The sequence below is a fragment of the Collimonas sp. genome (assembly GCF_044339385.1).
In the GTDB taxonomy this organism is placed as follows: Bacteria; Pseudomonadota; Gammaproteobacteria; order Burkholderiales; family Burkholderiaceae_D; genus Collimonas.
On the sequence record NZ_JBIIVN010000075.1, the window covers coordinates 1 to 11,582 of the forward strand.

Below are 11,582 nucleotides of genomic sequence, written 5' to 3' on the forward strand. Positions count from 1 at the left end.
CAAATTGCGACACTTCACCTCGCCGCACCAGCAACACCGCCATCTTCTTCGGCTCCAGCTTGGCTACCAGCGCATTGAATTGCTTGGCATCCTTAATATCGGTATTGTTCAAACGTTGGATCACATCGCCGGGAAGCAAACCAACCCTTGCCGCATTACCCTCGGCCGAATCAACCTGAATCCCGCCGTCGATGCCTAGCTCTTTCTTTTTAGCATCAGTCAAATCACTGACAATCAATCCCAGCGCATTTGCCACTGCCTCTTTTTTCGGCTTTTTATCGTCATCCGAATTGGCTGCCACCTTATCGGCGGCGAGTTCGGCAATCGTTACCGAAAAATCGCGGTTACTGCCCTTACGCCACACGGTTAGCGTGCCACGCACTCCCGGCTTCGCATTACCGACCAGACGCGGCAGATCGGTGGCGTTCTCGATTGTCGCGCCGTTGAACTTAAGGATGATATCGCCCGCCTGCAAGCCGGCCTTTGCAGCAGGGCCATCAGGCTCTACCCGTGTAATCAACGCACCCTCGGCTTTCGGCAAACCGAGCGATTCAGCCACATCCTTAGTCACCTCGCCAATTTGCATGCCGATGCGGCCACGCGTCACCTTGCCGGATGCTTTCAACTGATCTGACACCCGCATTGCCTCATCGATAGGAACCGCAAAAGAGATGCCCATGAAGCCGCCGGAGCGGCTGTATATTTGAGAGTTGATGCCGACGACTTCGCCACGTAAGTTGATCAGCGGGCCACCGGAATTACCGGGATTGACCGCAACATCAGTCTGGATCAACGGAAGATAGTCACCGGTATCGCGCGCCTTCGCAGAGATAATGCCGGCGGTTACGGTATTTTCCAGGCCGAAAGGCGAACCGATCGCCAGAACCCACTCGCCAACCTTGATCTTGTCGGAGTCGCCGACGACCAACAACGGCAGATTCTTGCCGTCAATCTTCAGCAACGCGACATCTGTACGCGCATCGGCACCAACGACCTTGGCCTTGAACTCGCGCTTGTCAGTCAAGGTAACGTAGACGTCGCTGGCACCGTCAATCACATGCGCATTAGTCATCACATAACCATCTGCTGAAATGACAAAGCCCGAGCCGACGCCACGTGGCACTTCTTGTTGCTGCTTCGGATCACTCTTGCGTCCACGCGAACCTGGCGCTTGCGGACTTGGCCGTCCGGGAATAGGAACACCGAAGAAGCGACGGAAAAATTCCTGCATCTCGGCGTCGGCGGGATCATCAGAATCGCCTTGCGGCGAGCCCGATCTCACTCTTTGTGTGGTGCGAATATTTACTACTGCAGGCCCGGTTTTTTCGACTATCTCGGTAAAATCCGGCACCCCCGATAACGGCGCCGCCACGGCCACGGGGCTGACACTAATCATTGCAGGAACAAAAAAAGCGGCTGTCGCGCCGACAACCATTGCAGATAAAAAGTAACGAGCGGAGCTCAACATTTTCATAGTCATGGAATTTTATTTGTTTTTAAGTGCAATAGAATTCGCCACCTGCCTGATCGCAGCCGATGGCACTTCACCTACAATTGTCAGCCAATAATCCCCTTGTCGCTTACCCACTATATTCAAGGCTCCTTGCTGCAAGGAGCCTTCAGTTCGGCTTTGGCTGCCGGGCTCGATAAATATCGAAATGGCAGCCAGTCCATCTGAAAAAACCAACTGAGACACTTCACGCCGCGTGACCTGGGCGGCAGCGTTATTTGGAGCCGGTGCATCGGTTACCTGACGCTTTAGCTCACGCACCTTCTTGAACCCAACCGGCATACCCGTGACCGTCCACTCATTCAGGTTAGCCGGGTTCATCACACTGCTTTCGACGTGCCAGCCATTGGTATTACCGAAACTCGACTTCAAATGATTATGATCGACGTTGCCGATGCCAATCTGGGTAAAGGAAATCTGTTCGACGATCTCATTCTTTCCACTTAGGATCTGCGCGCGCAATAACAAGCCGGTGTTCTTTTCAGCCCAAAGCTTGTAGCCGTAACGCATATTGTCTTTCGGCTCAAGCAGGACGGCTTGGCAATCGAACCCTGCAACACGGCCGGTCTCTCCCATTTTGACACTATAGTAGTCAGTCAGATCGGTCGGCAGTGCCGCCAGAATTGCAGGAAAGGCATCTTGCGTGACCCGCTTCTCGACCAGCTTGGTTTTGGTTTCGGGGATATAGCAGGTGACGTCTTCGTTGCGGCGAATATATTCGCGCGGCCGCCCATCCAGGATTTCCAGCTTTTCTATCTCATTGCGGCCTTCCAGCACGTGCGTGATACGCGAAGTCCGAATCTGGTTCGACTGCTGGTAAACAAACGTGCCGGAATAATTCAGTTTCTGGGCCGCCGACTGGATTTTTTTTAGCAGCGCCTGAGCCTCCTGCTTGTCGGCGACTCTCGCAGCATCCATGCTTTCCGCTTGCGCGGAGAGCATGGTGCATGCAGACAAAAGGATAATAATCCGAAGCAAGGCCTGTGTCTGCCGCATATTATTTATCAGCATCAGGTGCAAATGTAGCGGAACGCGCATATTGCGCAGTACTGTATAAAGAAGGAGAAAATCGCTGGTGCGCCAACAGATATTCATCCATGCGCGGATCACGCAGCACTTCGCCAGGACGCACGACGTGCGCATCGATTGCCGATGCCAGCTGCGGCGTCGCAACGGCTGCGGGCGAGGAGCTGTTTACCACCATAATTTGCGGAGAAATGATGAAAGCAGCGGCTGCTACCGCCGCTGCTGCCATGCCCGGCAATGCAAAACGCTTTATCGCGCGCCGGGTACGAGTGCTGGCGAAACTCACAGGCTGGCCGCCACCAACCGCAACCAGCCCGGATTCGGGCTGAGGAACGGCGGCCAGAGGCGCGGAGATGTAGACAGGTTCAGCATCAAGCCGCGCCGCCATACGGGCGGAAAAATCGGCGCTCATTGTTAACGCCATGTCATCGGAGCGCAAGATATCGCCAATCTGGTGATAGACATCCCACGTATCGCGACTGTCCGTTTGACGCAAAGCCGCTAATGCCATATCGACATAGGCATTGGATAACTCCCCGTCAACCAAGGCAGATATTTGCTCTTGGGTCATTTCTTTGGTATTCATAAGTCACCTAGTTAAAACCTGGCCAACCCCTTCGTTCCCGAAAAACCACTATCTTTCTTACCAACGTTTGTCGATTGCCGTCCCCAACAACGGCCTCAACTTATCTGCAATAGCTTCCCGCGCCCTAAATATTCGGCTGCGTACCGTACCTATAGGACACCCCATTGCCTCAGCAATTTCGTCATAACCTAAACCCTCTATCTCGCGCAAGGTAATAGCAGCACGCAATTCCGTCGGCAGGGCCTCCATCGCAGTATTGACGGTTTGAGCGATCTGCTTGGTGGCAAGCAAAGATTCTGGGCTGTTTATGTCCCTTAGTTGCTCGCCATCGTCAAAAGTTTCTGCTTCCTCGGAATTCGCTTCCGTAGAGGTCGGAGCCCTGCGCCCTTGAGTGACCAGATAGTTCTTAGCGGTATTAATGCCAATCCGATACAACCAGGTATAAAAGGCAGAGTCGCCCCTAAACTGAGGCAGTGCCCGATAAGCCTTTATAAAGGCTTCCTGCACAACATCCTCAGCTTCTGCCTGATCACGAACCAGCCGCGAGACAAGACGCATCAGCTTTCGTTGGTATTTAACAACCAAGAGCTCGAACGCCTTCTTATCGCCACGCTGGACGCGCTCGACAAGCAGTTGATCAATTTCGCGTTCTGTCGTCAATACACATTCCCTTGTTTTTTTGCGGCCAGCTTCTGGGCTCGGACTTAGAGCAAAAGTAATAACACAACATTAACAACAATGACTAGTTATTACTGAATCAGTCGGAGCCTGGTTTGCCCGCTCCCGCCGAAATCCATCGACATGCTTCGGACAAGGCTCTAAAAGTGTCATCAGGGACACTATCAGGCAATATGGCAATTGTTCTGACTGAGCCGCTATCTAATCGCAAACGTAATAGCAGCAAACGTGACCAGAGAGTAGTACCCCTCAGCAAACACGCCTTTACCGGAACAAGCATTGGAATATTAGCGCTGCCGGCGGGCACAGCATTCGCAACCCGGATTTGGCCGAGCGCGGAAATATCGATGCGGACTGAGAGATTGGCGTATGCGTAGCGCAGCATGCCATACGAAGCCAACACCAGGCCCGCAGCAGCCAACAACAGGCGCTCGGGCAACATCAGATCACCAACAGCACCGACTGCAATCAAAGCGCCACTTGAGACCACCAGCGAACACAAACCGGCCACCATGGCGAAGAGCACCTTGGACGGACGAATTGTCGCGGATACGGCTATCGACATGATGGCCAGCTTAAGAGAAATTTCGAGCCGTGATCCTTGGATAACGGCTCGATTCTTGAATACTACTAGATTTTGCCAAAAACCAAGGTGCCATTCGTGCCACCAAAACCGAATGAGTTCTTGACTGCAATATCAATTTTCATATCCCGTGCTGTATTGGCACAGTAATCGAGATCACACTCTGGATCCTGATTAAGAATATTTGTCGTCGGTGGCGAAATCTGGTTATGCAAAGCCAGTACGGTAAATACCGACTCTAAACCACCCGCACCACCCAACAGGTGACCGGTCATCGACTTGGTTGAATTCACAACCAGTTTGTAGGCATGATCACCGAAAGCAGCCTTGATCGCCTCGGTTTCGTTCTTGTCGCCCAACGGAGTAGAAGTTCCGTGTGCATTCAAGTACTGAACCTGGTCAGCATTGACACCTGCATCGCGCAAAGCATTGCCGACACAGCGGCGTGGACCATCAAGGCTTGGCGCGGTCATGTGATACGCATCGCCGCTCATACCGAAACCGAGCAGTTCAGCGTATATCTTGGCACCACGCGCCTTGGCATGCTCATACTCTTCAAGCACCAACACGCCGGCTCCTTCGCCCAGTACGAAACCGTCGCGATCCTTATCCCATGGACGCGATGCCGTAGCAGGATCATCGTTACGCGAAGACAATGCTCGGGCGGAAGCAAAACCACCGACGCCCAGCGGAGAAACGCTAGACTCCGCACCGCCGGCAATCATGACATCGGCATCGCCGTACTGAATCATGCGGCCAGCCGCACCAATGCAATGCAAGCCAGTGGTACAAGCAGTAGCTATCGCCAAATTTGGTCCTTTAAGACCATATTTGATCGAAAGATTGCCCGATATCATGTTGATGATCGATGCGGGGATAAAAAACGGACTGATACGACGCGGACCGCGATTGGTCAGTTCCGCGTGTGTTTGTTCAATCAGGGGCAAGCCACCAATGCCTGAGCCGATGATGACACCGATTCGTTCAGCATTGGTTTCGGTCGCTTCGAGACCGCTGTCTTGCATCGCCTGCATCCCCGCAGCCATACCATAATGGATAAAGGTATCCATATGCCGTGCTTCTTTGGCGGGAATGCAATCTTCGATATTGAAACCCTTTACTTCTCCCGCAAAATGCGTGGAAAAAGCAGAGGCATCAAACTTGGTGATGGTTGCGATACCTGATTTGCCTGAGATAATCGCACTCCACGCATCGGCAATCGTATTGCCGACCGGTGAAATGCAACCCAGGCCAGTTATCACAACGCGGCGTTCACGTGTGCGGCTCAAGCGGTTCTCCTGGATACGTTCAAAGCTAGCTTAGGCCGCCTTAACGTGGGCCTTGGCGTAATCAATAGCTTGTTGCACTGTAGTGATCTTTTCAGCTTGTTCGTCTCGGATTTCCATTTCGAACTCATCTTCCAGTGCCATCACCAACTCAACGGTGTCGAGTGAGTCAGCACCCAGATCGTCAACAAACGACGATTCGATCTTGATGTCAGCTTCTGCGACGCCCAGTTGCTCAGCGACGATTTTTTTAACGCGTTGTTCGATATCGGACATGTGATGCCTCCATTAGGTTACAGAAAGTGCGCGCATTTTAGCAGGTTTGTGCATTGAAAATTCACTTTCGGCATTTGTCTTTAATAATTAACAAAACAACGCCAAAAATGTCTAAATAGGTACTACTTAGATTGAAACTTAACTTTGGCCACCAATTTGGCGGAACCAAAAAATCAACTCATGTACATGCCGCCGTTGACATGCAAGGTGGTGCCGCTAATATATGCGGCTTGTGAAGATGCCAAAAAGGCTACTGCAGCTGCAATATCCTCAGCAGCACCCAGTCGCCCCAACGGGATTTGCTGCAACAGTGAGGCGGTTTGCTGCTCGCTCAGAACCTTGGTCATATCGGTATCGATAAAACCTGGGGCGACGCAATTAACGGTGATATTGCGGCTACCAATCTCACGCGCCAGTGCGCGGCTCATACCGGACACACCCGCCTTGGCGGCGGCGTAGTTCATCTGCCCCGGATTACCGGTCGAGCCGACCACCGACGTGATGTTGATGATACGACCATGCTTGGCTTTCATCATGCCACGCAAGACCGCGCGAGACAAACGGCCGACAGCGGTGAGATTAGTCGCAATGACCGAATCCCACTCCTCATCCTTCATCCGCATCGCCAGTTGATCCTGAGTAATACCGGCGTTATTGACCAGAATCGACAATCCGCCGAACTCTTTCTGCACGAACTCGATCGCCGCCTGACATGCTACTGCGTCATTCACATTGAGTACAATACCGCGCCCATTGCCATCACCCGGCCGACCCGCATCTAAATATTCGGAAATTGCCGCAGCACCAGCCTCGGAAGTCGCCGTACCCACAACTTTGGCACCGCGCTTGAGTAATTCCAGCGCAATGGCACGGCCAATACCGCGCGATGCGCCGGTAACCAAGGCTACCTGGCCATCCAGATCTTGCACTACAGAATTTTGTACACTCACTTCAACACCTCCAACATTTTATCCAACGACGCCTGATCGACAATCGCCTCACTAATCAACCCATCATTAATACGTTTGGTCAAACCGGCAAGAACTTTGCCCGGACCGCATTCCACCACATGGCTAATTCCTTCGCTGGCAATCTTCTGGACCGTTTCAACCCAGCGCACCGGGCTTGCTGCCTGCCGCACCAGTGCATCCTTGATGGCTTGCGGGTCGTTGAGTATCATCACGTCGACATTGTTGATTAACGCAATTTGCGGCGCCGAGAAAGTCAGCTCCTGCATATATTCGCGCAAACGATCCGACGCAGGCTTCAACAGCGATGAATGAAACGGGGCTGAAACCGGCAATGGCAAGGCACGCTTTGCGCCTTTTTCCTTGGCGGCAACACAGGCTCGCTCAATCGCTGCTTTATGACCGGCGATGACGACTTGAGCCGGTGCGTTGAAATTCACCGCCTCAACAATTTCAGTTTGCGCTGCGGCGATACAAACAGCACGCACTTCTTCGTCCGACAAACCGAGAATCACCGCCATCCCGCCCTGCCCGACCGGAACTGCCTGCTGCATGGCCTGAGCGCGAAAGCGCACCAACGGGACCGCATCCTTGAAAGCAATCACGCCGGCGGCAACCAAAGCCGAATACTCGCCCAAACTATGGCCGGCCACCAGAGTTGGCGCAGCACCGCCCGCCGCCAGCCAGGCGCAGTAAAAAGCAACCGCCGCAGTCAACATCACGGGCTGAGTGTTGTTAGTGAGGTCCAGCTCTTCTTTCGGCCCTTCTGCGATAAGCTTACCTAGATCGAACTGCAGTGCTTCTGAAGCTTCTGCAACGGTGTTTCTTACCACCGGATTATCGGCAAAACCGTTCAACATACCTACAGCTTGGGAGCCTTGACCCGGAAAAACAAATGCGAATTTATTCATGCCTTACCTGTGAATATCAAATTTATTAAGTACATGCTTGCGACGATACGGAAGACTCTAAAAGAGAACAGGCTGAGTTGCACCGAGTTACACCCACTTGCGCAGAACCGCCTAAATGGCAACTCCCCGGCACGCGCGTACGGCATGCCGGACCTCTAACCGACGCAGACCAGACCAGACCAGCGTCAGACCTATAAAGCTGCCGTTACATGCGGGCCAGAATCGCACCCCAGGCAAAGCCCCCGCCGACACCTTCCATCATGATGTTATGCCCTGGCTTGACGCGACCGTCGCGCACCGCCTGATCAAGCGCCAGAGGAATCGAAGCAGCCGAAGTGTTACCGTGCTGATCGAGAGTGACCACCATGCGATCCATATCCAGCCCGAGTTTACGCGCGGTGCTTTGCATGATGCGGATATTCGCCTGATGCGGGATCAGCCAATCTATCTGAGACGACTCCATGCCGGCCAGTTGCAGCGCCTCATTGGCGACCTTTTCCAACACCGACACCGCCAGCTTGAATACTGCCTGACCGTCCATGCATAGAAAAGCACTACCCTCAACCACGCCACCATTAACTTTACCGGGCACGCACAGGATCTCTTTGTAGCGTCCGTCAGCATGCAGTTTGGTGGCGAGAATACCTGGCTCCGAGGAAGCACTCAAGACTACCGCGCCAGCACCATCGCCGAACAATACGCACGTCGTCCGATCGTCAAAATTCAGGATTCGGGAAAATACTTCGGTACCGATCACCAGAACATTCTTATGTGCACCTGTCTTGATCATGCTGTCGGCGATCGATACTGCATACACAAAACCGCTGCAAACCGCTTGCACATCAAACGCAGCGGCACCATTGGTAATGCCCAGTTTTTGTTGGACCACGCAAGCGGTGCTCGGAAATCCGCCGAAATGGTCGGGGGTCGAGGTGGCGACAATGATCAGGTCGATGTCATCAGCTTGCATACGCGCCATATCGAGCGCTTGCTTAGCCGCATCAACGGCGAGATCGCTGGACTGCACGTCCGCTTCGGCATAGTGACGGGCAGCGATGCCGCTGCGCGAAAAAATCCACTCATGGGATGTTTCGATACCTTTTTCAGCGAGCTGCGCAGCGAGCTCCTGATTGCTCACCCGTTTCGGCGGCAAATAGCTGCCGGTGCCGACAATTTTGCTATATGTAGTCATGCTGTCTTTTGTTGGGAAGGTTGAGTCGTAATGATTTGGCATGATACCGCATCCGCGCAGGCTTCAGGCGGCACGGCCAAACTTTGGGCATGCTGCTGCGGCATCAGTTCGGCAATTGTGGTGGCAATACGAGACAATACATCATATTTCGCAGCGTCGAATGCGCGCTGTATAGCCCATTCGTAACCATAGGCATCGGCACCGCCATGGCTCTTGAAAACCAGTCCACGCAGACCTAACAAGCTAGCACCATTGTAGGGAGAAGGATTCAAGCGACGCGAAATCGCCTTGATCGCACCGCGAGCTATCACTGCACCCAGCATGTTGAAAATGCCGCTTTTGAATTCTGTAGTTAATACACCCTTGACGAAACGCCCCAGACCTTCGGATGCTTTGAGCGTCACATTACCGACAAAACCGTCGCAAACGACGATATCGGTAGTACCTTCGAAAATGTCATTGCCTTCCACATTACCATAGAAATTCAGGATGCCCTTTTCGTGATCGGCACGCAGCAACTCCGCAGTTTGCTTAATCATCTCGTTGCCCTTGATATCTTCCTCGCCAACGTTCAACAATCCAACGCTAGGACGAGGCTTACCCTCCATCGCCGATACCAAGGCCGACCCCATCAATGCAAATTGATGAAGGTGCAACGGCTCGCAATCGACATTGGCACCAAGGTCGAGCATGTAGGTAGGGCCGTCTTTTTGGTTGGGCAGAATGGTGCAGATTGCTGGTCGGTCGACACCATGTATCGTCTTCAGCAGATAGCGGGACACCGCCATCAAAGCGCCGGTGTTGCCGGCCGAGACACAGGCCTGCACTTGGGCGTCCTTGACCAAGCGCAGCGCAACGCGCATTGACGAGTCTTTTTTCCGACGCAACGCTGTTTCGATGGAGTCATCCATCGTCACGACTTCAGATGCGTGCAGCACCGACAACCGTGGATGGGCGCTAGCCCTGTGCTTTTTCAGTTGCACCCGAATTTCTTCTTCGAGTCCAACCAACACCAATTCGGCCTCAGGCTCACGATTGGCAAATGAAATAGCAGCAGGTACGGTAACCGCCGGGCCATGATCGCCGCCCATGCAGTCGATAGAAATTTTAATTGTCATTGTTTTGATTCAGTGCCTACTCTAAGCCGTATTATGAGGCAGATTGGGCGCGATTCAAAATGACGCGAAGAATTATTCCGCATACAAAAACGGCGCTATTGAGTAAAACTCATCGCGCAGCCTTCAACCTGCATCGAAAGAACAAGGATTACTCGTCGTTCTTGGTCTTCAACACTTTACGGCCACGATAGAAACCGTTCGGGCTGATGTGGTGACGCAAATGTGTTTCACCAGTTGTCGGCTCGATAGCCAGCGGAGGTGCAACCAGAAAATCGTGGGCGCGGTGCATGCCGCGCTTCGATGGGGTCTTTTTATTTTGTTGAACTGCCATGATAACTCCTGCTTTCTTAAGATCTTAAAGATTAACATATCCAACCCTCAGAACAGGGAAAGGCTGGATACTCCTACCGCGTTTGAGCGCGGATTTTACTACCTATTGCCACACCTTAGTCACACGGCATCACATTCATGTGAACATCAGCGCGACAAATTTACCGCAATTCTTTACTTACATTTCATAGGTTTTTTATCTAGATTCTTTTTTACAGAAGCCAGAATCCATCCAACCAACAAAATTACTATTTACAAACACTGTACCAAGACAGCAAATTACTGCTGCTTCAAATTCTTCAGCATGGCAAAAGGCGATTCTTTTTTGACACCCTGCACACCCTCAAGCGCGGACTGCCCCGGACAAACCGGATGCTTCGGCGACAGTGGCAGAGCCAGCAAAGCTTCATCCTCAACCAACTCGGCAATATTTAATGATTTACTTCCCACAATGACATCAATCTCATCATTGTCGAGAAGCGCATCGATCTCATCGGCGCTATTCTCGTCTTTGGCCAACACTAACACCGACTCTGAATCAATCTCGAAGACAAACGGAGCCAGGCAGCGTTGACACATAATCGTGGTCGAGCCGCTTACTGCTACCGATAGCTGGGGATGCCCCAAATGATCTACACCGCCAACCAGAACCCAATGCAACACACCGGAGCGATCGACCGACTCAGCGGCCAGGCGACCCAAGTCAGCCACGGGAATTTCGCCTTCGCGGCGCTCTCTAAGGCGCAAATAATCAAACGCGTCGATGATAAAAGCACTCATAGTCTGAAGCCGAACCCGGAAAACCTGCGATAATAACAGCCTTTTCCCTTATCCGTCAAAGTGTTAGCGTACTTTCCGCTGATTATCCGCGTTTTATTGCAGGGCAAGTACTCAAATCAGCAACACCATGACCAATTCACAACAAATGTCGTCTGCGCCAACTACACTACCGAGATTGCTGCCACACCTGATTCTGGGCTCTAGCTCAAAGTACTATAGTGGACCCGGAAATCCGGACAATAGTTTAAGGAGTATCCTGCACTGAACAACGAAGGCAGGATATGAACGAATTAAAACGAAACAGTTTCAGCGGGCAACAAAAAAGCGAAGGTGGCACT

At 52.4% G+C, this 11,582-nt stretch carries 13 protein-coding genes; all 13 read right to left on the bottom strand.

Annotation, left to right across the window (positions count from 1 at the left end; all coding sequences use genetic code 11):
* The coding region (locus ACIQ0R_RS07155; RefSeq protein ID WP_395825522.1) for a DegQ family serine endoprotease at positions 1 to 1,396 on the bottom strand (1,396 nt) is incomplete at its 3' end.
* A gap of 90 nt (positions 1,397 to 1,486) precedes the next feature.
* Positions 1,487 to 2,452, bottom strand: coding sequence for a MucB/RseB C-terminal domain-containing protein (locus ACIQ0R_RS07160; protein WP_395825525.1), 966 nt, complete (start codon positions 2,450 to 2,452; stop codon positions 1,487 to 1,489).
* Between the two features lie 55 nt (positions 2,453 to 2,507).
* Positions 2,508 to 3,122, bottom strand: coding sequence for a sigma-E factor negative regulatory protein (locus ACIQ0R_RS07165; RefSeq protein ID WP_395825528.1), 615 nt, complete (start codon positions 3,120 to 3,122; stop codon positions 2,508 to 2,510).
* Between the two features lie 57 nt (positions 3,123 to 3,179).
* Positions 3,180 to 3,782: an RNA polymerase sigma factor RpoE gene (gene rpoE / locus ACIQ0R_RS07170; protein ID WP_395825531.1), complete on the bottom strand. Its 603-nt coding sequence runs from the start codon at positions 3,780 to 3,782 to the stop codon at positions 3,180 to 3,182.
* A 97-nt stretch (positions 3,783 to 3,879) separates the two neighbouring features.
* Entirely contained in the window at positions 3,880 to 4,365 is a 486-nt protein-coding gene (locus ACIQ0R_RS07175) for a flagellar hook-length control protein (protein WP_395825534.1), read from the bottom strand.
* 65 nt (positions 4,366 to 4,430) lie between these two features.
* Positions 4,431 to 5,672: a beta-ketoacyl-ACP synthase II gene (gene fabF, locus ACIQ0R_RS07180; RefSeq protein ID WP_395825537.1), complete on the bottom strand. Its 1,242-nt coding sequence runs from the start codon at positions 5,670 to 5,672 to the stop codon at positions 4,431 to 4,433.
* Between the two features lie 30 nt (positions 5,673 to 5,702).
* On the bottom strand, positions 5,703 to 5,945 hold the full coding sequence (acpP, locus tag ACIQ0R_RS07185) for an acyl carrier protein (RefSeq protein WP_395825540.1): 243 nt from the start codon (positions 5,943 to 5,945) through the stop codon (positions 5,703 to 5,705).
* A gap of 173 nt (positions 5,946 to 6,118) precedes the next feature.
* Entirely contained in the window at positions 6,119 to 6,895 is a 777-nt protein-coding gene (gene fabG, locus ACIQ0R_RS07190; RefSeq protein WP_395825543.1) for a 3-oxoacyl-ACP reductase FabG, read from the bottom strand.
* On the bottom strand, positions 6,892 to 7,824 hold the full coding sequence (gene fabD / locus ACIQ0R_RS07195; protein WP_395825546.1) for an ACP S-malonyltransferase: 933 nt from the start codon (positions 7,822 to 7,824) through the stop codon (positions 6,892 to 6,894). The genes fabG and fabD overlap by 4 nt, the downstream gene beginning before the upstream one ends.
* A 205-nt stretch (positions 7,825 to 8,029) precedes the next feature.
* Positions 8,030 to 9,016, bottom strand: coding sequence for a beta-ketoacyl-ACP synthase III (locus tag ACIQ0R_RS07200; RefSeq protein ID WP_395825550.1), 987 nt, complete (start codon positions 9,014 to 9,016; stop codon positions 8,030 to 8,032).
* Positions 9,013 to 10,134, bottom strand: a complete 1,122-nt coding sequence (gene plsX / locus ACIQ0R_RS07205) for a phosphate acyltransferase PlsX (protein ID WP_395825553.1) — start codon at positions 10,132 to 10,134, stop codon at positions 9,013 to 9,015. Before plsX ends, ACIQ0R_RS07200 begins: the two co-directional genes overlap by 4 nt.
* Before the next feature lie 148 nt (positions 10,135 to 10,282).
* Positions 10,283 to 10,465, bottom strand: a complete 183-nt coding sequence (gene rpmF, locus ACIQ0R_RS07210; RefSeq protein ID WP_014006864.1) for a 50S ribosomal protein L32 — start codon at positions 10,463 to 10,465, stop codon at positions 10,283 to 10,285.
* Positions 10,466 to 10,743: 278 nt separating this feature from the next.
* Positions 10,744 to 11,244 carry a YceD family protein gene (locus ACIQ0R_RS07215; protein ID WP_395825556.1) on the bottom strand — a complete coding sequence of 167 codons (501 nt, stop codon included), beginning with the start codon at positions 11,242 to 11,244 and terminating at the stop codon, positions 10,744 to 10,746.
* Between the last annotated feature and the right edge of the window lie 338 nt (positions 11,245 to 11,582).